Origin of the sequence: Hathewaya proteolytica DSM 3090 (assembly GCF_900142225.1) — a bacterium.
Taxonomy (GTDB): Bacteria; Bacillota; Clostridia; order Clostridiales; family Clostridiaceae; genus Hathewaya; species Hathewaya proteolytica.
Genome location: NZ_FRAD01000007.1, coordinates 38853 through 62328 on the forward strand (window position 1 = coordinate 38853; position 23476 = coordinate 62328).

The following is a 23476-nucleotide window of genomic DNA, read 5'->3' on the forward strand; positions in this document are numbered from 1 at the left end:
ATATATTAATTTACCACAAAATTTGTCCTTTGTGTGATAATTATAGAAAAAGTAATAAATATTTTTTAAACAAAATTTAATATTTCATAAATACCCTTGATTTTCATAGTAAAAAAAGGGCTCACTTAGCAAAACTAAGTTTTAGCCCCTTATTTTTATCCCTCAAATAATTTACTTACCGATACATCCTCGTGAATTCTATTTATTGCATCTGCAAATATAGGTGCCACAGGTAGGATCTTGAATTTGTCTATCATCTTATCTTCTGGCAAGTCAATAGTGTGAAGCATTATAACTTCTTTTAACACAGAATTCTCTAATCTTTCGATGGCTGGACCAGACAAAACTGCATGTGAGCAGCAAGCATAAACTTCTTTTGCTCCCATCTTCTTAAGAGCTTCTGCTCCATTTGTTATAGTTCCCGCTGTATCTATCATATCATCAATCATTATACATACCTTGTCTTTTACTTCTCCAATAATATTCATAACTTCTGATACATTGGCTTTTGGTCTTCTCTTGTCGATGATAGCAATAGGTGCGTGTAGTTTGTCAGCAAATTTTCTCGACCTTGTAACACTTCCTAAATCTGGAGATATAATTACCACATCGTCTCTGTCCTTGAATCCTTTTTCGATGAAATAATTTGCAAGTATTGGACATCCCATTAAATTGTCTACAGGTATATCAAAATAACCCTGGATCTGCGCAGCATGTAAATCCATTGTAAGAACTCTATTTACACCTGAAGCAGTAAGTATATTTGCTACAAGCTTTGCAGTGATTGGATCTCTTGCCTTAGCTTTTCTATCCTGTCTTGCATAACCGTAGTATGGAATAACAGCTGTTATTCTTCCTGCTGAAGCTCTCTTCATAGCATCTACCATTATAAGAAGTTCCATTAAGTTGTCGTTTACTGGTTCATTAGTTGATTGAATTAGGAATACATCTCTTCCTCTCACGGTTTCGTTGATATTTACTGAAATTTCTCCGTCACTGAAAGTAGTAACCTCTGAGTTTCCTAGTGATAATCCAAGTCTTTCTGCTATGTCCATAGCCAGTTTTTTGTTGGAATTACCGGTAAAGATCTTGATATTCTTCTCTGAAAAAGACATTTGTCACCCTCCTATTATTTCTTTAGTCCTTTTTTCTCTACCCAGCCAGCTTTGTTAGTTTGTCTGGTTCTGGCAATCGCTAAATTTCCCTCTGGAACTTCCTCAGTAATTGTGGAACCCGCCGCGATATATGAATTGTCCTTTAACTCCACAGGAGAAATGATATTAGAGTTGCAACCAATAAAAACGTTGTCTCCTATGGTAGTTTTATTTTTGAATTGGCCATCGTAATTTACGATGACAGTACCGCAACCGAAATTACACTTTTCACCAACCTCGGCGTCTCCTATGTATGTCAAATGTGATACTTTAGTACCATTGCCTATTGTAGACTTTTTAATCTCCACAAAATCCCCTATTCTTGTGTTATCACCTATGCTACTTTCAGGCCTTATATACGCAAAAGGACCCACTGTAGCATTTTTTCCTATACGGCTATTTATAATAACTGAACTTTGTATGATAGTTTCGTTTGAAATATCACTATTATCTATTCTACATCCAGGATAAATAGTGCAATTCTCCCCTATAACAGTAGCACCTTCTATAACATTGTTAGGATATATTATAGTATCCTTTCCAATCTTAACATCCCATTGAATATACGTATTGTTGGGATCTATCAATGTAACGCCATTGCTCATATGTGTTTTGTTTATTCTCTTCCTCATTATAAGCTCAGCATCAGATAGTTCTTCTCTAGAATTCACTGCGGTAATATCTTCTATATGAACCTGAAAAGCTCCTATTTTATTGGATTTATCCTTTAATATGCTGATTACATCTGTAAGATAATACTCGCCCTGTGCATTGTCATTTTTAAGTTCTTTAAGTGCCTCTTGAAGTGACTCTGTCTTAAAACAATACATTCCTGAATTTATCTCTTTTACCTGAAGTTCTTCACAAGAACAATCCTTAAACTCCACGATTTTTTCAACATGGCCCTTAGAGTCGCGAATTATCCTTCCGTATTTCTTAGCATCTTCAACTACAGATGTTATAACAGTGGCTGCATAATGGCCCTCTTCATGAAATTTAAAAAGTTCCTGCACCATTTGAACTGTTATTAAAGGAGCATCCCCCACAAATACAGCAACGTTGCCTTGCATATCATTTAAAAAATCATTGGCACATATAACCGCATGACCAGTACCAAGCTGTTCCTTTTGAACAGAATAACTTATATTTCTATCTGCAGTGTTTTCCATAACCCTTTCAGCATCTTTGCCGACTACAAGATTTATATCCTCAATACCAGATTCCCTTATGGTATCAATGACATGATTTATCATTTCCTTACCGCAAATTTTGTGTAAAACCTTGTGCAATGAAGATTTCATTCTCGTACCCTGACCAGCTGCAAGAACAACAACGCTTCTTTTCAAAACAAACACCTCGTTTTATATACAAATATTATTTAAATTAGAAAACCATATATAATTATATGGCAAAGAACTAATATTTTCAACCTTATAAAATGAATTTAGATGTGAAAAAGTTATATAAAAAGAAAAAAGCTGTTAACATAGAGTATGGATCACTCTCATAAACAGCATAGCAGAATAATTATCAAGGTAAATTGTATTGTAAAAAATGATCAATATATGATTCCAAATGCCTAGCAGCAAACACTGCTAGGTATTTAAAATCAAAATATCATACTATTTTTCCTGTTAACAGCTAAATATCATACTCTGTAAAGATAGTTTTCGATAAGTCTATAGCCCCTTTATCTCAACTAAGTAGCCCTTTACTCTTCCAATAAATCTTCCCCATCAACACTAACTTGGTTTTTAACCTTCTCATACTCATCCAATATAGCGTCCTGGATTTTCTGTCTAGTATCTGTGTTAATTGGATGTGTTATATCCTTAAACTCTCCCGTTGGAGTTTTTCTACTTGGCATAGCTATAAAAAGGCCACTCTTACCCTCTATAACTTTAATATCGTGTACTACGAACTCTCCATCGAAAGTAACTGATACTATTGCCTTCATTTTGTTGTCTGAAGAAATTTTTCTAATTCTTACATCTGTAATTTGCATTAGTCCACCCCCAAAATTATGTTTACATAGTTCCATATACAACCAATATTGCAATATTGGTTATAACTACACTATGATATAATTATTCTACCACATTATAAATTCTACAAAAACATTAATTTCCCTTCTAAATTTTAAAAATATTTAATAAATAATTGTCTTTTTTAACGATTATTTTTTATTGTTCAAATAAAATTCATATTTTATTCTTGCCACGGGCAAATAATAGCGCTTCCATCCTGGTCTATGCCATTAAATGTAAGCAATGATGTATACTCCATATTTACTTTTTCCTGCATACTTATGTCTTTTATAAATATACCTATGCCAAGCAAATTACAATTAAACTCCTCTAAAAGGTTCACGATACCAGTGGCAGTTCCACCACCCTTCATGAAATCATCTATAAAAATACACTGACTTCCTTTTTTAATAGCCTTTCTAGACAAAGTCATGGTTTGTATCCTCTTTGTGCTTCCTGAAACATAATTTATGCTTACAGTAGCACCCTCTGTAACTTTATTGTCGTGTCGTACGATGACTAAGTTTACACCCAAACATTTTGCCACCTCGTAAGCTAAAGGAATCCCCTTTGTCTCCACTGTAATAATGCAATCTGGAGATTTGTCTTTAAAACTACTAGCCAACAAACGCCCAGCTCTAGCTACGATTTGTGGATGGTATAACAGATCGGTCATATAAAGGAAGTCCCCTGGAATTATTCTCTCCCTGTCCCTAAGAAGTTCGCAGATTTCCTTCATAAAATATTCTTTGTCATCTTCATTGACCTGTGGGACGTATTTTATACCACCTGAAGCTCCAGAAACAGTTTCTATTTTGCCAGATCCCTGCTTTTCTAAACTTTCCCTCACGATAACTACATCTTCACTTATAGTCGATTTTGCAGCATTTAATATATTAGTAAACGTGTTTAAATTCACTATTCTATTTGGATTTTCCACTAATAGTTTTGTTATAGCGCTTATTCTCTCATTTCTTGTAAATTTTTTCTCCATAGACATCACCTTTATTAAAATATACGAACTTTTCTATCTACTTTACGATCATTGTTCATTATTATATTTTACACTATTATGCAGTAATTAACCACTATAAACTAGAAATTATTCGTATACATCATTTCTTTTTGTATATAATTATAATATAATATTATATTAGCTACTAATTAAATTATAACTATGTTACAGTGGGAGGAAAACTAATGTTATCAGATATATTAAAAAATAAAAATACTAATATATTTTTTATCGGTATTGGCGGTATAAGCATGAGCGGTTTAGCTCAAATCTTTTTAAATAGAAATTACAAGGTGTCTGGATCTGACTCAAAAAAAAGTGAAGCCACAGATAAACTTGAAAAACTCGGAGCAAAAGTTTTCATAGGACAAAAAGCTGAAAATATTTCAGATGCAGATTTAATTATATACACGTGGGCTATTAGCGAAGACAACCCTGAGCTATTAGAGGCAAGAAATAGAAATCTACCTATATACACTAGAGCAGAACTACTAGGAGAGTTAATGAAGGAACACAAATACAATATTGCTATTTCTGGAACTCATGGCAAGACCACAACTACATCCATGGCAGCCCACATCGCCCTTTCTGCAAAATTAGATCCAACAATTTTGGTAGGTGGAAATCTAGACGCTATAAATGGCAACATCTTAGTAGGTAACAGCCAATATTTACTGACTGAAGCCTGTGAATACAGAGAATCCTTCACAAAGTTTTCCCCTTACGTTGGGGTTGTACTGAATATAGAAGAAGACCACATGGATTACTACCACAATATAGACGAAATAAAGACAGCCTTTAAAAAATTCATAAATCTTATACCCTCCGACGGATGCCTAGTTGCAAATGCCGAGGACAAAAATCTTTGCCAAGTGATAGAAAGCAACAATTTCAAGTGCAATATAATAGATTTCGGAATAAATAAAGGACGTATACAAGCTAAAAATATTTCCTATGATAATCACTCCTGTGCGTCCTTCCAGGTGTTCGATGGTAGCAAATTTCTATTCAATGCCCAATTATCAGTTCCTGGAGAGCATAACATCCTTAACGCCCTATCAGCCATCAGTGCCTACCTTTTTCTAGGCATAGATACTAGGCTTATACAAGAGGGTTTGCTGAGCTTCAAAGGAACACACAGACGCTTTGAGATAAAAGGAGTAAAAAATAATATAACAGTTATAGACGACTATTGTCACCACCCTACAGAAATTAAAGCTTCTATAAAAACTGTATTAAACTATCCTCATAAGAATATCTACTGTATATTTATGCCTCACACATACAGTAGAACCCATGCCTTGTTCAATGAATTTTGCACTTGCTTTGAAGGAATGGATAACCTCATCATAACAGATATATTTCCTGCTCGTGAAAAAGATACAGGTATTATAAACTCTCAAATGCTATGCCAAGGAATAACCAAGTGCGGCACTCCATGCATGTACATGAATGACTTTAACGAGATAGTAAGCTATCTGAAAAAAGTGTGTGTAAGCGGTGACGTCATAATTACCCTTGGCGCAGGTGATGCTTACAAAATCGGAGAAGAGTTTCTAAAAGAAATATAGATTATAAGGAAAAAGTCCGGCAATAAAACAAATTAAATTGCCGGACTTTTATTAGTTTTTCTTAAATATCCCTTTTAATTTTCCAAAACCAGAATTTTGTTTTAAAAATTGCTCATATTCCTCTTTTAGATTTGAGTTATTAGGTTCAAATTCCAATGCTTTTTTGAAACACTCTTCCGTATTATTAATATCATTTAACTTTTTATAGCAGTATGCCATGTACTTATATATACTGGATTTTGAGCTACTATTTAGTTCATTAGATGCTGCACAAACATTTAGATCCGCAAGAGCACGCTTTATCTCTGAAATGTTGTAGAATGAAATAGCTCGTGTTTTATAGGCATCCACCTTACTTCTATCTTTTTCTATAGCTTTATTACAATACTCGATAGATTTTTTATAGTTATTTCGAGCTCTGTAACATTCACCAAGCCTTGAGTAAATTTCGCAGTCAGCTACACCAAGCTTCACGGCCACATTGTACTCTTCCATAGCCTCAGACATCTTTCCAGACTTCATATATATATTACCCTTTTGATAATATGGTAGAGGAGATGAGCTGTCAATTTGTATAGCTATGTCAAAATCCTGAAAAGCATCCTTATGCTTTCCAACTTTAGCATAATACACACCTCTGTTTAAATACACGTCTATATTACACTTGTCCATCTCTATAGCTCTATCATAAAACTTAATAGGATTGTTGCCCATTTTTTCATTCAACATTCCAAGCCTCAAATACAATATTGGAGATTCTTCTAACTGAAGACACATTGTTACATCTTCTAGTGCCTCCTCGTATCTACCCTCATCCATATACAGGTCCATTCTTTCTATATATGCTCCTACGAATTCTGGGTTTTGGATAATAGCTTTATTCACATATTTAAGTGCATTCTCCTTATCCCCAGAAGCCTTATAAACCTTGGACACCAACAACATAATCTTTACATTGAAAGCGCTCTTTTCCAAAGCCATTAAACCATACTTAAGCGCATCCTTTAGTTTATTATTTTTATAGAAAATTTTGCTTAACAAATAATAAGGACCATAGAATACAAACTCGTCGTCAATTAGCTTTTTACAGATTCCCTTTGCCTCATCAATTGCAGACATATTGTAAAGGGCTGATGCCTTTTCATAAATAAATCTAGCATCATCACCATAGTTAGAAGATATCACTTCCATCATTTCCATTACATCTTGAGACTTACCTAATCGATTATGCAATTTGATTTTATTTAACCAAGCTTCCCTTGAAGTTGGATTGTATATCAACATGGATTCACACTTATACATAGCTTCAGAATAATTGCCTAGTTCAATAAGCAATGAAACAATTAAATTGCTCAGATTTTCACAATTGGGCACATTGCTTTCTTGATTATCCTTATCTAATATTCTGCAATACTCCTCTGCCTCTTTAAATCTACCAGCATTGTACAATACCCATGCCTTTTTTACAATTACATCTTGGTCATAAGGTTTTATTGATAATGCTGAATCGTACTGGTTAAGAGCCTCTTCATTTTTGTTCAATTGTGCTAAAATATCTGCTAGTAGCACGATGTTCTCTAAACTGTTGGGCTCAAGTTTATTGCCATTGTATGCTGCCAAAAGAGCCTCATCTAACTTTCTCAATTTCATACATACGTTGGCTTGTTTCATATATAAATCCCAATCCAATTGATTTATCTTTGATAACTTATTTAAAATATTGTACGCCTCGTAGTATTCCTCTACGTTATAGTAAAGGTCATAGGCCTTTCTATACAGATCAAGGTTCATTGGATTTTTGTTTAATTCGCTCAATATATAAGGCAATTCTGATTCCTTTACCAATCTGTCAATATCCTTGCTAAGCTCTCTTGACAAGGACAAGTATATTTCATCATCAGCAATTAGCTCTATATATTTTTTTGCCTCTTCTGTTTTCCTGAGCATAAAGCACACAAAAGCCATATTATAATAATCTTCATTATTTATAGGTTCTAGCTCCAAAGCCTTCTTAAAATCATTGTACCCATCCTCAAGTTGATTTTTCTTAATAAATGCATCTCCCCTAATGGAGTACAACACTTTCTCTTCAGGTATTGACTTTAAAAGCACATCGCATAACTCTATACATCTATCCAATTCGCCCTTTAACTTTTTATATCTTATAAATATGATTTTCACATCTACACTAGAAGGATGTTTTTCTCTAGCAATATTAAAATACTGTTGTGCCTCCGCTACCTTGCCTTTAAATATGGCCTCCATAGTATTGGAAATAGCTTCAATAAAGCCATCATAATCTATATCACTGTTTTCTACGTATATTCTACCGTAGTCCACGTATAATTCTTTTCTAGAGTACTTTAATACATAATCTACAAATTCTTTTGAGAATTTAGTGTATAATTCTCCCCTGAAATATTTCCATTTAAATTTTTCAGAGAGAAGCTTCCATACTTCGTGTGGTAAATACTTATGAGTTTGCAAAAATTCCAAAAGATTGCAGCCCATTTTAAATGCTTCTTCGGCTGAATAGTGTTTATCAATAAACTGTTGCCAATTAGTTAAACTAATGCGCTTAGAAAAATCCTTATACAAATCATCAAGCTCTATAAAAAACTCATTAGTCATCTCATCCCTTTTATCACATTTTATTATATTTAGTGCCTCATCATATGCTCTCTTTAGTTCATCTCGCTTTTCCTTATCACTCATAGCACTGTATTGTCTTAACTTATTATAATAAATAATTTGCAACTGCTCTACTGTAGCATTTTGACCTACTCCTAAAGTTTCCCAGCAATTCATACGGCTCCTCCTTCTCTAGTTTTTGTATTTAACCATATTATTACTAATATACGTCACCCTTGTATCTATTATATCATATTTTTTAATTTTATATTAATATTTATATTTTTTTATTAATATTAAGTTAACATTATAAAAAGTTATAAAAAAAATTTATCTGATGGCTAGCAGTTGTAACATACCCTGCAATTCTGTTTATAACAATAAGCGACTACATCAAAAGTTCTAATGTAGTCGCTATATTAAATACTATACTATTTTAATTTCCAAGTTGTTCCTTCTTTTGTGTCAAGAAGTTCAATATTCATTGATGCAAGTTCATCCCTTATTTCATCAGCCCTAGCCCAGTTTTTAGTCTCTCTAGCTTCTTTTCTCTCGGCTATAAGTCTATCAATAAGTTCCGCATCCACGTCCGCCTTACTTATGTCTGCTTCAGCTTCTACCTTATCCAAATCCAGTGAAAGCACTGTATCGAATTTCTTTATTAGTTGAAATTTTTCCTTATTATTCAAATCCTTTGCCTTTATTACTTCAGATAAAACAGTAAATGCATTTGGCATATTTAGATCGTCGCTGATTTCTTTTATGAACTTATCATCATATACTTTCATTTTATTTTCATCCAAAGTATCAGACATCTCTACGGCACCCTTTACAAGTGCTATCTTTTCTTTTAATCTGCTGTATGCAGTTTGAGCATCCTTTAAATTATCAAAACTGAATAGCAATTGCTTTCTATATCTAGACTGCAAACAGAAAAATCTATAATCAAGTGGTGAGAACCCGTGCTCTATGATTCTGCTAAGGGTTAAAAATTCTCCCTTGGATTTTGACATTTTACCATTGTCTAGCACCAAAAACTCTCCATGCATCCAGTAATTAACCCATCTGTGCCCTATAGCAGCTTCTGACTGTGCTATCTCATTGGTATGATGCACCGGAATATGATCTATACCTCCACAATGGATATCTATGTTTTCACCAAGATACTTCATAGAAATAGCCGAGCATTCTAGATGCCATCCTGGAAAGCCTTTACCCCACGGAGAATCCCACTGCATTATTTGATTTGAGAACTTAGAATTCGTAAACCAAAGGACAAAATCAAGAGGATTTTTCTTATTTGGATCTACCTCTATTCTGCTTCCTGCTTCTAATTCATCTAGTGAAAGATTGGCTAGCTTGTTGTACTCAGAAAACTTATCTATCTCGTAGTATACATTTCCGTTGGCCTTATAGGTATAGCCTTTTTCCTCTAACTTCTCAATAAACTTGATCATGGCGTCTATATTGTCAGTAGCTCTCGAAATAACTGTAGGTCTTTTTATATTTAATTTTGCACAGTCATCTAAAAATGCATTTTCGTAGAACTCTGCTATTTCCCATACAGTTTTGTGCTCTCGGGCTGCTCCAAGAGCCATCTTATCTTCCCCTTCATCCGCATCTGATTGAAGATGACCTACATCAGTAATGTTCATTACATGCTTCACTTTATACCCAGTGTATTCAAGTGATTTTTTCAAAACATCTTCAAAAATATATGTCCTAAGGTTACCGATATGAGCATAATTATACACAGTAGGTCCACATGTATACATACCAACTTTCCCAGGATTTACAGACTGAAATTCATCTTTGTTTCTTGTTAACGTATTATATACATAAAAACTCATATGCACCCTTCCTTTCATCAATTATTATCTCACACATATCCTTTATTATATACAATTGACAACACAAATACAATTGAAACATCATGACAAAATCCACATAAAATCATTATATTCATATTCCTTACAAATTATTACTAGAAATTCAATTGACAAGGTGGATTTTTACCTATAATATTATTAAGTATATTTAATTTACAAAATAATTCACAATGGGGATAAGTATATGAATAAAATATTTGATAATATAAAAGGTGTTATCTTTGACATGGATGGAACTTTGGTAGATTCCATGTGGGTATGGAGAGAAATAGACAAGTTGTATTTAGGAAGACATAATATAGCTTACCCTGAAAATCTCAATAAGGAATTAGAATCTTTGACCTACGAACAAACCGCAGCATATTTTAAAAATAGATTCAATTTGCCTTACACAGAAGAGGAGATAAAAAAACAATGGAACGATATGTCCATAGAACAATACAGTACTGCTGTACCCCTAAAGCCGGGAGCATTAAAATTGCTAGATAGGCTACAAAATAAGGGCATAAAAATTTCCCTAGCCACCAGCAACTGTAGGGAACTTATATGTCCTTGTTTTAATAATCTGGGAATCCTTAAATATTTTGACGCCATCACCACATCTGATGAAGTTGGGACAAGCAAATCCTTCCCAGATATATACCTAAAGAGTGCCGAAAAAATGGCATTACCTCCAGAACAATGCATAGCCTTCGAGGACATACTAGATGCCCTTAAGGGAGCAAATGCCGCTGGCACAAAAACCATTGCAGTATACGACAGTTTTTCTTCATATAACAAGGAAGAAATCATGGCACACTGCAGCATGTATATCCATAACTTTGAAGAGCTGCTTTAATACAAGGCAGCTTCTTTTATCTGATGGCTATATGTTGTAACACTCCCTCTCTGCTTATTTCCATTTCCGTACTACCTGTACTACTTTCAAAAATCTCTTTAATATGTAGCCTAAATAGTGTACACTATGATAGTGACTATACTATAGTACATTTCTTGTATTATATTTTACATAAAATATTAGAAGGGAGACGTTATACGGTATTTTCGTATAACAAGATATTGATTTGATTACAGTTACAGGTTTAAGCTTAAGATTCGCTGATAAAAAATTATTTGAAAATGTAAATGTTAAATTCACACCGGGAAATTGCTATGGTGTAATTGGGGCTAATGGTGCCGGAAAATCCACTTTTCTAAAGATATTGTCTGGTGAGATTGATGCAAACAGTGGTGAGGTTTCAATAACTCCTGGGGAAAGACTTGCAGTTTTAAAGCAGAACCACTTTGAATTTGACGATTGTGAAGTATTGAAAACAGTTATCATGGGGCACAAGCGCCTTTATGAAATTATGCAGGAGAAGGATGTTCTGTACGCAAAGGCTGATTTTACGGAAGAGGATGGTATAAAAGCCTCCGAGTTAGAGGCTGAATTTGCGGAATTGGACGGTTGGGATGCTGAGACAAATGCTGAGAAGCTGTTAATGGGTCTTGGTATAGAAAAAGAACTTCACTCTAGGAAAATGAATGAATTAGACGGTAGTGAAAAGGTAAAGGTGCTTCTTGCACAGTCACTTTTTGGAAATCCTGACATACTTCTTCTAGATGAACCTACAAACCATCTTGATTATAAAGCTATAAGATGGCTAGAGGAATTCCTTCTTCACTTTGAGAAAACTGTCATCGTGGTATCCCATGATAGACATTTCTTGAATAAGGTATGTACACATATGATGGATATTGATTTTGGTAAGGCAAAATTATTTGTTGGTAACTACGATTTCTGGTATGAATCCAGCCAATTAGCATTAAAGATGATGAAGGATCAGAACAAGAAAAAGGAAGACAAGATTAAAGACCTTCAAAGATTTATCGAAAGATTTAGTTCCAATGCTTCTAAAGCTAAGCAGGCTACTTCTAGAAAGAAACTTTTAGAGAAAATTACTCTTGATGACATAGAACCTTCTTCTAGGAGATATCCTTTTGTAGGATTCACTCCAGAAAGGGAGGCAGGCAAAGAAATATTAACAGTAGATGGCATCAGCAAGACCATAGATGGAGTAAAGGTTCTAAACAACATTTCCTTTACCCTAAATAAAGATGATAAGGTCATTCTTACTGGACGAAATGAAGTTGCAAAAACTACTTTAATGCAAATATTAATGGGTGAAATGGAAGCAGATGAGGGATCATTTAAATGGGGAGTTACTACATCTAGAGACTATCTACCAAAGGATAATGGTAAATTCTTTGATGGTGTAGATATGAATCTCATAGACTGGCTTAGACAATACTCTGAAGATAAGACTGAAACCTTTATAAGAGGCTTCCTAGGCAAGATGCTTTTTGCTGGCAATGAACCGTTGAAGATGGTAAATGTATTATCCGGAGGAGAAAAGGTGAGATGTATGTTCTCTAAGCTTATGCTTTCGGGTGCCAATGTGTTGCTTTTAGATGAACCAACAAACCACCTAGACTTAGAGTCTATTCAGTCTGTTAACAATGGGCTCATAGCCTTTAAGGGTAATTTGATATTTACATCCCACGACCACGAATTCATTCAGACCATAGCAAACAGAATTATTGAAATCACTCCAAATGGAGTTTTCGACAAGCAAGTTACTTTTGATGAATACATGGAAGATGAAGAAACACAAAAATCCGTGGCAAAAATGTACGAATAACAATTTATGCAAGCAATCAATAAAGGACCTCAGTAAACCTACTGAGGTCCTTTATTAAATTTTTTAAATATGCCAGAAACTCTCGTCTTATCTAACGAGAGTTCAATTTATGCTGCTTTTTATAATTGTATAATTGCTTATCCGCCTCTTCTACAACATTTTCTATTGGAACCTTGGACTTATGATAAAAGGCATATCCAATTGAAACCCATGGCATCCTACTATCTTCTGTTCTATAAGTTTCTATCCTATATAGGAAATCACTTAAAGTATGTAAAATGTCATCTTCTGTTGCACTTTCACTTAAAACAGAAAACTCATCCCCACCTATTCTATAACAAGAACCAATATTCCCAAAAGTATCTTTTATAATTTCACCTATGCCACTTAAACATTGGTCTCCACATTGATGACCATACGTATCATTGATTTCTTTAAAATCATCAACATCAAGTATGATAATAGCAGCATTTTCCAATTCCTCTAGCCGTTGAAGTTCGTGCTCATAGGCCCTCCTGTTAAATAGATTGGTAAGTACATCATATTTTTCACTAAGCTCACAAAAATACGCATAGTAAATAGTCATAGCAAGAGATACACTTATCCACGTAGTATGTACATCCGGCATAAGAATTTGAATGGTTGTTCCTATAAATATAAACACAAATATTAGATACAATGTAAATCTATTTTTATTCTCATACCTCCCAGTGGCTTTCACAGTTTCCTTTAATAACACCAACATGCTTGAAATATATGAAATTATATATACTATGAAATAATTTCCCCTCTCGTAGGTGTTTTGAGAACTGATATTAAAAATAAGATTAAACTTTGGCGAAAGTACTGTAAATACAAAATTAATTACCAATGGAATCGTAAACAAATTTTTAAAGCTAAAACGCCTGTTGCAAAAGGCAGCGCTAAGTAACACAGGTATAATTGGCGAAATAGAAAAACCAATTACATTAAAAATTGTATAACATATTCTCATTGACTTCCCAGTACCTTCAAAATAAACTGTACCTATTTCTGAGGCAGTAACTAAAATGGTTACTCCAATAGCAAGTAAAAAATACCTTTTCATTTTTGCATCTATAATCTCATTTTGATATACCATATAACTTAACACAGATATTGCTAAAATATTGACTATATTTATTCCCATATAATTAATCATGATTTTATATTCCCCCCATTTTGAAATATCGTTAGAAAATAAAATAACTTTATGATTTTGAATATCTCTGTTTCATTGTATTATACATAAAAAATAGATAAGGCAAGAATCTTAGATCCCTTACCTTATCCATTATATATTCCTAGGGGAAAAATTATTATTTATTTATTTTTAAGTGATGGAATTTCTACTGTAGTATGGTACAGTGCTTTTTCTTCCATAAGTTGTTTAAAATTATCTTCATTTCTAAATCTTTTTAATTTATCAAGATATTCATTATACTCACAAAGATAAATGTCTACTTTTGAAACGTCTTTACCGTATATAGGATATTCATCTACAATAGGCATTCCAGTTTCCATGTACTTTCCATTGGCATCGAAAACTACAGGGAAAGTCAATATAGCATTAGGATTCTTATCATAATCATTGTCTATATCAGCAGTATGAAGTATCATCTCATATGGAGTTACATCTATGGATTTCATACCTACACCATTTTTCTTGATATCGTTTAAAACTATAGTCTTTGTTTGAGTTTTATCTATATTGATATCAAAATTGAATTTCCAATTTCCCTCAAAGGCCTTATCTCCATTGTATCCTTTCTCAATCTGTGAAAATAGTATTTTTGTAAAATTAAGGTTTAACTTCATCTTATCATTATCTACTTTTATAGGCCTGCTATCTAAACCTATTCTGAAAACACCTTCATAAGTATTTTCATCTATGAAATCACCATTCACAGTGACAATTCCCATATCGTTGTCTTCTATGCCAAATAGACTATCAAAGTAGATCTGAAGTGCAGGTTCATCTTTTCCGTTTCTAAGCACAGTATTAGTTGAAAATCCTTCTTTATTCTTCAACTCTATAGTAGCATACATAGCTTTATCATTAGAATACATTTCTTTTAATGTAAAAGTTATATCTCCATCTTCCTTACTACATGGAAGACTTGTAACTCCATCCTTTTCAAGGGCTTCCTGTCTCTGCTTTTCTGCCATTTCAGTAAAATTACCTTTATAGGTAGACTTATCCTCATACTTTTCAAACAGCCCTCCTATAACTGGCAAACCACTAGCCCAAGTGGGATTCATAAAGCATGTACAAACAAACGCCCCCATGACAGCCGCAGCACTACCTAAACCTATAATAGTCTTTTTTAAACGCTTACTTTTCATTTCTTTAATCCCCTTCCCATCCTTTATTGAATTAAAAGCATCCTCTGCTTTTTGCATGACAACCTGTGGTATATCCACATCCTTTTTTATATTGTCAATATACTTCTTTTCAAACTGATTCATCTACACCCAACCCCCTTCATTTCCATCATGTACTTCTTTGAAAATAAATCACGTCCTCTTGATAGTCTAGTTTGAACAGTTTTTTCGTTAAGCTCTAATATCTCAGATATTTCTCTAGTGTTAAATCCCTCTAAATAATATAAAAGTAAAATTGTCCTGTATTTTTCATCTACAATTTTGAGAAGTTCCACAAACTCCATCCTATCAAAATCCATTTCTTGCACCGGCACTTCTAAGATTTCATCGGTAAAATATATTTTTTTACCTAAATTCAAAGAATCCTTGCACTTATTAATTAAAATTCTTATCATCCAGGTTTTAAAATACTTGCATTTTTTCAAATCCCCTATTTTTTCATAACAGATTAATATGGTATCCTGTATTGCATCGGCAACATCCTCATCATTTTTTAAGTATGCTTTGGCAACCTTATACATACTCTGCATGTTTAATTCCATAAGTTTTACAAAGGCTTCCTTATCTTTGCTTCTCGCCCTCATTACAAGCATATCCACATCAACCACCCCCTTATATGACTGGCCAGTCTTTTTTGGTATTACACTCATTAGACTGTGTATGTATGATAAAGCCTTCAAAGAAATAATAAATTATGTGTTTTATTTTGTACATCACTAGACTATAATTTAATTATAGTAGAATAATTGAATTTTGAAAGCAGGTGGCGAAATGTTAACAATATATGCTGTATCTGATTCCATAGGTGAAACAGCAGAACTAGTGGCTCAAGCAGCTGCTAGGCAATTTTCAGAACATATAAATGTGAAAAGAGTTTCATATGTTAAAAGCATGGACGATGTAAGTGAATTTATAAACTCCATAGATGCTAGTGATAATGATTCTTCAGAAAAATCCATGGTAGTCTCCACCATAGTTTTGGCCGATGTCCGTGAGTTTCTAACACAAAAGTGTGTTGAGAAAAACATAAGTATAACAAATGTCCTTGGTCCAATTATGAACGTGGCTGCAAGACTTTTAAATACTGTGCCAGAGTACAACCCAGGTGCTGTATGGAATATAGATGAAGCTTACAACAGAAGAATAGAAGCCATAGAATTTGCAATACAATACGATGATAGTAAAGATTATAGAGGAATAAAAAATGCTGACGTTATTTTAGTTGGGCTCTCTAGAACATCAAAGACTCCATTGTCAATGTATCTAGCCAACAAGGGTATAAAAGCTTTAAACATACCAGTAATACCTGAAATACCAATACCGGATGAGTTGTTTGCCATGGATAAGAGAAAAATATTTGGACTTACCGTAGATCCACTTCATTTAATTGAAATACGAAAACATAGACTGGGAAACATGCACAGTTCCGCAGTAGAATATGCTAATGATCAGCGAATTTTAGATGAATACGATTACTATGAAAAATTAATTAAAAAATTAAGCTGCAAGCAAATAAATGTAACTAAAAGGGCCATTGAAGATACAGCACTTATAATCATGCAAAGTCTTAAAGAATCTTTTAGAGAAGACTAAAACAAAAACCATTCCCGGGATTACTCCTAAAGGAATGGTTTTTGTTTCTCAATAAAAATTATTTCTGTAGTAATGTATGCAGTTTTTCTTCTGTAACTGGGTAACCTATTTCCCTTGCAGCATCCATCATAGCCTGTATGTTCTCTAATGGAGTTTCTACTGGCAAGCTACAGCCGGACATTATAACATAACCCTTTGGAGAATCCCAACACTTACTTACACAATCTATTACCGATTTCCTTATTTCCGTTGGGGTACCACCATACATAACTGTGGCAGGTTCCACATTTCCCATGATCTTCACTCTATCTCCAACTTGTTTTTTACACTGTTCTAGGTCTGCAATATTGTCAATGCTAAGTCCTGTGATTTTTGATTCCACAAGGTCTTCCCATATTGGATCAGTTTTTCCGCAAATGTGTATTGTAACACCCTTGCCTTTGGAATTGATATACTCTATCAACCTTCTTAAATATGGCAATGAGAACTCTCTAAAGTGTTTTGGACTAACCACAGTACAAGATGACATAGGTTCTGATATGGTTGGTGTAAGACCACAAGATAGAATAGCCTCTGTGTAATTTATACATGTTTTAAGAGAAATTTCGCAGAGTTTATGTACTAAGTCTGGTCTTTTAAACATAAGTTTCGTCATAACTGGAACGCCTACAAGGAAAAACGCATTTGTAAATGGTCCAACTACGCCACCTGAACATGGAACCTCAGTACCTACGCCGTCTATAAGGTACTTCATTGCCTCTACATGAACTGGCAATCTTCCATCTTTGTATGGATTTACTTCTCTTAATGCATCTATTTTTTCTTCTAGTTCCTTCATATCTTTAAATTCATTTATAGCTGGCTCCAACAAATCAGCTGTATTATCCTCTGGCAGAATAACCTTTGCACCCATGGCCTCTGACCAAGTAAACAAATCAGTAAATACTCTAACTCCATCATAACCAAATCTTCTATAAGACGCTATTTGTGCTTCTGCTATGGCTTTACCACTGGTATTAAATTCTGATATTTTACATCCATATATTCTTGCTACACCATTGGCTATATTAGGATTGCATGGTAATCTGTCCGCACTATCACCTTTTGCAATTGCCTTTGATCTCTCCAATGGAGTCATTAAATCCTTTGACATTATATTACTCCCCCTGCTTCATTTAAATCTTCTTTGCCAACAATGCCGCACCTATGGCACCTGCATATCTTGCGTCTTTGCAAGTCTTTATATCTTTTTCAAGTTTTTTTGATAAACTTTCAACTATGTAATCACAGTCGCATAATCCGCCAGTTAAAAAATATTTATTTCCTGAGGAATGTCTGCCACATAATGATTTAACTTTGCTTACAATGGAATCAATTACCGCAAAGGCAATATCCTCCTTTTTCTCACCTCTACCTATAAGACTTATAACTTCCGATTCTGCGAAAACCGTACACATGGAGCTTATGGTGACACCACCACCCTTTGAAGCAAGATCACACAGTTCATCAATGCTAATACCAAGAACATTGGCCATAATCTCCATAAATCGTCCTGTTCCAGCAGAGCATTTATCATTCATAATAAAATCAGTAACCATTCCATTCTCTAAAGTTATAACCTTTGTATCCTGACCACCTATATCTATAACTGTGCAGTTGTCATCATACAAATGCGCTGCCCCTCTACCATGGCAGGTTATCTCAGTGACAGTTTTGTCCGCATAGGGTACTGACACTCTTCCATAACCTGTAGCTACCACTTTGTAATCCGTACTACAGATGTCAAATTCACTTTCTATCCTATCCTTTATAGATTTTGCTGTCTCCAAACTGCTCCAACCCGTAGGCATGGTAAAAGTGGATACAAGATCCTCCCCTTTAAACATAGCTACCTTTGCCGCTGTTGAACCAATATCTATACCAACATAATACATAAATTGCCACCTTTCTATATTCCAAAAAATCCTTCTATTTTTATGTCATGTTCCTTAACTAATACTGCAATCCGCTCCTCATCCTTCTTTTGGTACTTTATTGACATACCACAAAAGGAAGATAATTTCCTTGGAGTGGGTGATATAACATACTTTATTTTATTTTGCTTTAAGAGAGCCTCAAGTTTAAGGCCCTCCGTATAGTTGTGGAACAATATATAAAAATCCTTTTGTTTCTCTATATTACTTTCGTCCATGGCTATATAATTTCAAGGAATGCTTCTACTCTTGTCTTTATCTGACCAGAATCTTCACTACCATAATCAGTTTCGATTCTCATCACAGGAATATTTTGTTCCTTGAGAGTTTCTTGAAGTTTCTTAGATTCGATGGAGTAAGTATGACAGAAGGATAGGCCATAATCAATCACACCATCAACATCATATTCCTTTGCATATCTCAAAACATCCTCTGTTCTATTCTGGTTTGGAGTGAAGCAAGCACAGTTTATATTTAAGTATCTCTTAGCCATATTTGAAATTAATTCATCTACGCTATCGCCTTGGTCACTTACATAATTTTCAAAATATCTAGTTCCAGTGCAAGACTCCTCTACTACAACTTCAGCATGAAGACTTTCAATAATTTGATGAAGCTTCCAGTTTGGTAACGCCATTGGAGTACCAGTTATCATTATTCTCTTCTTTCCTGTATCCTTCAGAGTTTTTATTCTTTCCTCTAGCTCATCACACAATTCATTAGTTTTTTCTATAAATCTCTCAGGATCATCGTAGAAAGCTATCTGACTTATTAACAATGAATCAAGCCCACTTATTGGTGATGGTCTATGTTTTCTAAGATCGTATAATCTCTTTAGAACTTGTCTTTTTTTATTGCATAATGTTATTGCTTTTTTAAGATTTTCTACAGTGACCTTATTGCCTGTAAGCTCTTCCATTTTTTCTATGAATAGCTTAATCTCACCTTCCCACATTCTAAAATCTTTTTCTCTTTTCATCTGTGGAAGATCCATAACGTGTATAGGCTTTATATCGCCTATTATTTCCCAAGCTTTTTTCTTTCCATCACAGGTAGTTTCGCCAATTACCATATCACAAGACATAAAATATGGACAAGTTCTATCCACTAAAGCTCCTGTAAAAGCTTTTATTAGTGGACATAGGTTCTTAGGTAATACCTTTTCTCCACCTTCAATCCAAAACTGAGAACCAGCACAAAGGCCTACTCCTATAGCGTTAGTTGCCAAAATCACTTCATCAGGCACGAAGACACAAAATGTTCCAACTACCTTTCTTCCCTGTTTTCTAGCTTCTTCAAGCTCTTGAATCCTAAGACCATGAACCTCAGATACCACAAAGTTAAAGTAATTCATACCATCTGGTCTATCCTCTTGGTTCATGAAAGTACTGCCATAAAGTTCTGGTAAAATTGAGCAAAGTTCGTCGTGTTTCTCCAGATTTACATTTAACCCTTTCCACATTTCTCTGTAATCAGCCATAATAAATTCCCCTCCAAAGGTAAATAATTAATATATTTTAATACTAAAGCATTTCTATAAATGCAGCTATTCTAGTTTTTAACTGGCCCGTATCAGCCTGTGAGTAATCAGTTTCAAGGCTCATATAAGGAGTTTTCTTTTCCTTTGTGACAAATTCTTTAACTCTATGTGTCTCCACATTAAACGTATGGCAAGCTTGAAGAACAACATCTATAACACCATCTATTTTGTATTCGTCTATAAGTTCTCCTAGCATCTCAATTCTATTATCATTAGGAGCCATTACTGAGCATCCTATATTTAAGTATTTTTCAGCCAACTCTACATACACATCTCTCTTTGGATCTTCGTCCACAAGACGGCTATTGGATTTAACACCACCACAGTTTTCAAAGCACACAACTACTCCATCGCTTTCCTCTATGATTTTTATAACCTTATTAGCTGCTCCACCAATTGGACATCCTGTAACAAGAATTCTCTTTTTGCCTCCATCAACTTTTCTTTGGCCTTTATTGTATTCATCCTTAATTTTGTCAATCATCTCACGTATATTTTTATTCTGGACATCTTTGTCCAAAGTAAAACCAGCTCCTTCTAATACAGTCTGCATCTCAGTTCCTGTAACAGCTGGTGGGTTAAGTTTTCCTAGTTCATAGAATTCCCTTAAAAGACTTCTCTCCACGTTACATTTCTTAACCTGTTCTCTTATAGCGTCTTCAGTTATCTCTATGTTAAACTCTTTTTCCAGTCTTTCTCTTAGAAGTTTTAACTCTTCTACCCATACATCCACAGCATAACTTCTGTCTATTGCCTGCGGTAGCTGCATTACGTGCATTGGCTTAAGCTTTGATAAAAGCTCGTACATCTTTTTTTTGCCATCGCAAGTAGTCTCTCCTACAAGAATATCTGAAAAATATGTAAAAGGACATTTTTGACTAAGCGCAAATCCATAAGAGGATTTAACCATAGGACAAAGGTTTTTTGGAAGATGCTTTTCTCCATCTGGAATTGGCTCCTCACTTGTACCACAAAGGCCAACTGCCACCGCACCTGAAGCATATATTATTTCTCTTGGTGTAAATGTGCAAAATACGCCTACTATGTGTTTACCTTGATCTTTAAATTCTTTTACTCTTACAAAAGCATTACGCCTTGCCTCACTAAACTCATTGAACTGTTCTGGTAAATTACTCATTCGTTAAATTCCTCCATTGAATTTTATTCTATAATTAATCTATAAACCGCATTATCTTTCAAATGAAGAGCTGTTCTCTTGATACATGCATGACCAAGTACTTTACAATCAGTTCTCTCTTTAAAAATCTCCATCATGGCTTTACCGTATGTTTTATCAGCATCATACTCTATCCTCTCCGATGAGCACAACCCTGAATTTTCAAGAGAAGCAGATGTTTTTCCACAAACGTGAATAATTACACCTGAAATATTGTCTCTCATGGCCTTAATTATTCTAAGACTGGCTGGGGCACTGACTTCTTTAAATACCTTTGGACCCACCAAATCCATGGCACCAACTGGGTCAGAGTAAGAGATCACATCTACACCCCTCTTTGAAGCCTCTATGGCATATTTAATTACGCTAGCCTCAATATTGCCTATGAATTTATCCACAATATCCTTATTTTTTCTTATTGCTTTATAAAAAGTTGTGGAATCAATAAGGGAAGATATTATGGTAAATGGACCCTCGATATTCAACACAACAGTTTCACCCTGTTCCTTTAAAGTTCCTACAGCCTTCAAAACCTCACTGATTCGCCCCTTGGTAAAATCAATATCCTGTATTTTATCAAGTTCTTCTATAGAATTGAATAAGTATCTTTCAACCCTAGGACCAGTTTTATTATCACCCAATTTAATTATGGCACCTAAAGCTTCAGCTTCTACAGTATTACAGAAAGGAAGCCTGCATATATTGTCACCCTTACTTTCCTTAAGAGCTTTTGATAAAACACTCATATACTCACCCTTAGTATGTACCAAAGGGAAACCTAGACCTGTTTTCTCTTCTATATCTTCTGGAATCTGCTCCAAGTCGTCACTGACACATTTAAAAGCAATTTTATTTTCCATATATTTTCACCTCCCTAGGTTGAAAAATCATATTTATTCTGAACTTTTTTAAATTCTTACCGATAATGCAAACTTTGCCCTCTGATTTTAAGTTACTGTGGGTTATGGAAAGCCTGCCCTTTACATAATTAAATTCCAAAGACCCATCGCAACACGGTACATTGCCCTTTGCTCTGTACACAATGCCTAACTTGGAATTGTTCAAAGATTTTAGTTTCTTTTCTAACTGATTTCTTGAATGCTCTGATTTTATACTAATTCCCATGGACTGAAAATCATGAACCTCTTCCATAGCCTTTTTCTGTGATGAAATATATATGTCTTTCATCACTTGGTGCTCCAAGGTTTTCCCCTTAAGAAGTAAACACAGATTATCTGCCGACAAGCTATCTAGACTCTCATAAATCATGTTGGCATCACTATTAATCTGCCTTAATGAATCAATTATATTATTTAATTCTTCTACCGATATATTATCAACTTTGCTTATAAACAGGGTTTTAGCATTAATAATCTGATCCTTAAAAAATTCTCCAAACACCTCTTGCTGTTCAAAATAACCCTCTCCATCTATGACTGTTATGGCATTTTCAACAAGACATTTTTCTTTCAAGTCCCCAAAATTCAATACTTCAAATATCCCACTGAGTGTCCCAAGACCTGTGGGCTCTATGATTATATTATCAGGATTTATATCCTCTATTATATTTTGGATAGCCTCGTGAAAATCAAGCTTAAGAGAGCAGCAGATGCAGCCGCTTGGGAGTTCGACTACATCATATCCCTCTTTCTTTACCACATCTCCATCTATGGAAACTTCGCCAAATTCATTTTCAATGATAACATTTTTTTCATTTCTCAATATCTCCATGAGTCTCTTTATAAAAGTAGTTTTCCCCGCTCCAAGAAACCCAGATACAATATGAATTTTTACCATTTTAAAATATCTCCCTCCATTATTT

Annotated in this window: 20 protein-coding genes; 4 read left to right on the forward strand and 16 right to left on the reverse strand. The window is 34.3% G+C overall.

Annotated elements, in window-relative coordinates:
* Nucleotides 1–155: 155 nt before the first annotated feature.
* From BUA73_RS04745 to purR, 4 genes are all read right to left on the reverse strand, one after another.
* Nucleotides 156–1115, reverse strand: a complete 960-nt coding sequence (locus tag BUA73_RS04745; protein WP_072902944.1) for a ribose-phosphate diphosphokinase — start codon at nt 1113–1115, stop codon at nt 156–158.
* 14 nt (nt 1116–1129) lie between these two features.
* On the reverse strand, nt 1130–2500 hold the full coding sequence (glmU, locus tag BUA73_RS04750; protein WP_072902947.1) for a bifunctional UDP-N-acetylglucosamine diphosphorylase/glucosamine-1-phosphate N-acetyltransferase GlmU: 1371 nt from the start codon (nt 2498–2500) through the stop codon (nt 1130–1132).
* A 365-nt stretch (nt 2501–2865) separates the two neighbouring features.
* Nucleotides 2866–3159 (reverse strand): septation regulator SpoVG, encoded by a 294-nt coding sequence (gene spoVG / locus BUA73_RS04755; RefSeq protein WP_072902949.1) that lies wholly within the window; start codon nt 3157–3159, stop codon nt 2866–2868.
* 203 nt (nt 3160–3362) lie between these two features.
* Nucleotides 3363–4175, reverse strand: coding sequence for a pur operon repressor (gene purR, locus BUA73_RS04760; RefSeq protein WP_072902951.1), 813 nt, complete (start codon nt 4173–4175; stop codon nt 3363–3365).
* Between the two features lie 206 nt (nt 4176–4381).
* On the opposite strand from purR, the gene murC reads away from it, so the two are divergent.
* Entirely contained in the window at nt 4382–5767 is a 1386-nt protein-coding gene (murC, locus tag BUA73_RS04765; protein ID WP_072902953.1) for a UDP-N-acetylmuramate--L-alanine ligase, read from the forward strand.
* 51 nt (nt 5768–5818) lie between these two features.
* Here murC and BUA73_RS04770 read toward each other — a convergent pair whose 3' ends face one another.
* Nucleotides 5819–8575: a tetratricopeptide repeat protein gene (locus BUA73_RS04770; RefSeq protein ID WP_072902956.1), complete on the reverse strand. Its 2757-nt coding sequence runs from the start codon at nt 8573–8575 to the stop codon at nt 5819–5821.
* 254 nt (nt 8576–8829) lie between these two features.
* A complete protein-coding gene (cysS, locus tag BUA73_RS04775) occupies nt 8830–10248 on the reverse strand; it encodes a cysteine--tRNA ligase (protein WP_072902958.1) in 1419 nt (472 codons plus the stop codon).
* Nucleotides 10249–10471: 223 nt separating this feature from the next.
* On the opposite strand from cysS, the gene BUA73_RS04780 reads away from it, so the two are divergent.
* Together BUA73_RS04780 and BUA73_RS04785 are read left to right on the forward strand one after the other, a co-directional pair.
* Nucleotides 10472–11125: an HAD family hydrolase gene (locus BUA73_RS04780; protein ID WP_072902959.1), complete on the forward strand. Its 654-nt coding sequence runs from the start codon at nt 10472–10474 to the stop codon at nt 11123–11125.
* A 226-nt stretch (nt 11126–11351) separates the two neighbouring features.
* Entirely contained in the window at nt 11352–12968 is a 1617-nt protein-coding gene (locus tag BUA73_RS04785; RefSeq protein WP_072902961.1) for an ABC-F family ATP-binding cassette domain-containing protein, read from the forward strand.
* Between the two features lie 91 nt (nt 12969–13059).
* Here the strand turns inward: BUA73_RS04785 and BUA73_RS04790 are convergent, their stop codons facing one another.
* The 3 genes from BUA73_RS04790 to BUA73_RS04800 all read right to left on the reverse strand — a co-directional run bounded on the left by BUA73_RS04790 (nt 13060) and on the right by BUA73_RS04800 (nt 15964).
* Nucleotides 13060–14148: a GGDEF domain-containing protein gene (locus BUA73_RS04790; RefSeq protein WP_072902963.1), complete on the reverse strand. Its 1089-nt coding sequence runs from the start codon at nt 14146–14148 to the stop codon at nt 13060–13062.
* Nucleotides 14149–14309: 161 nt separating this feature from the next.
* Nucleotides 14310–15455 (reverse strand): DUF4179 domain-containing protein, encoded by a 1146-nt coding sequence (locus tag BUA73_RS04795; protein ID WP_072902965.1) that lies wholly within the window; start codon nt 15453–15455, stop codon nt 14310–14312.
* The gene (locus tag BUA73_RS04800) at nt 15452–15964 is read right to left on the reverse strand and encodes an RNA polymerase sigma factor (protein ID WP_072903101.1); all 513 of its coding nucleotides are present in this window, start codon (nt 15962–15964) and stop codon (nt 15452–15454) included. Before BUA73_RS04800 ends, BUA73_RS04795 begins: the two co-directional genes overlap by 4 nt.
* 178 nt (nt 15965–16142) lie before the next feature.
* Here BUA73_RS04800 and BUA73_RS04805 point away from each other — a divergent pair, with 178 nt between their 5' ends.
* On the forward strand, nt 16143–16964 hold the full coding sequence (locus BUA73_RS04805) for a pyruvate, water dikinase regulatory protein (RefSeq protein ID WP_072902968.1): 822 nt from the start codon (nt 16143–16145) through the stop codon (nt 16962–16964).
* Between the two features lie 58 nt (nt 16965–17022).
* Here the strand turns inward: BUA73_RS04805 and BUA73_RS04810 are convergent, their stop codons facing one another.
* From BUA73_RS04810 to BUA73_RS04840, 7 genes are read right to left on the reverse strand one after another with little or no spacing between them, the layout of a single operon-like run.
* On the reverse strand, nt 17023–18117 hold the full coding sequence (locus BUA73_RS04810) for a uroporphyrinogen decarboxylase family protein (protein WP_072902970.1): 1095 nt from the start codon (nt 18115–18117) through the stop codon (nt 17023–17025).
* A 22-nt stretch (nt 18118–18139) separates the two neighbouring features.
* Nucleotides 18140–18898: an acyl-CoA dehydratase activase gene (locus BUA73_RS04815; RefSeq protein WP_072902972.1), complete on the reverse strand. Its 759-nt coding sequence runs from the start codon at nt 18896–18898 to the stop codon at nt 18140–18142.
* A 14-nt stretch (nt 18899–18912) separates the two neighbouring features.
* Nucleotides 18913–19155, reverse strand: a complete 243-nt coding sequence (locus tag BUA73_RS04820; RefSeq protein WP_072902974.1) for a putative Se/S carrier protein — start codon at nt 19153–19155, stop codon at nt 18913–18915.
* A gap of 2 nt (nt 19156–19157) precedes the next feature.
* Complete coding sequence (locus BUA73_RS04825; RefSeq protein WP_072902976.1) at nt 19158–20417, reverse strand: double-cubane-cluster-containing anaerobic reductase; 1260 nt, start codon at nt 20415–20417, stop codon at nt 19158–19160.
* Nucleotides 20418–20460: 43 nt separating this feature from the next.
* Nucleotides 20461–21615 carry a double-cubane-cluster-containing anaerobic reductase gene (locus tag BUA73_RS04830; protein ID WP_072902978.1) on the reverse strand — a complete coding sequence of 385 codons (1155 nt, stop codon included), beginning with the start codon at nt 21613–21615 and terminating at the stop codon, nt 20461–20463.
* A 23-nt stretch (nt 21616–21638) separates the two neighbouring features.
* A complete protein-coding gene (locus tag BUA73_RS04835) occupies nt 21639–22514 on the reverse strand; it encodes a uroporphyrinogen decarboxylase family protein (protein ID WP_072902980.1) in 876 nt (291 codons plus the stop codon).
* Nucleotides 22504–23451 (reverse strand): CobW family GTP-binding protein, encoded by a 948-nt coding sequence (locus tag BUA73_RS04840; protein ID WP_072902982.1) that lies wholly within the window; start codon nt 23449–23451, stop codon nt 22504–22506. Before BUA73_RS04840 ends, BUA73_RS04835 begins: the two co-directional genes overlap by 11 nt.
* Nucleotides 23452–23476 lie beyond the last annotated feature (25 nt).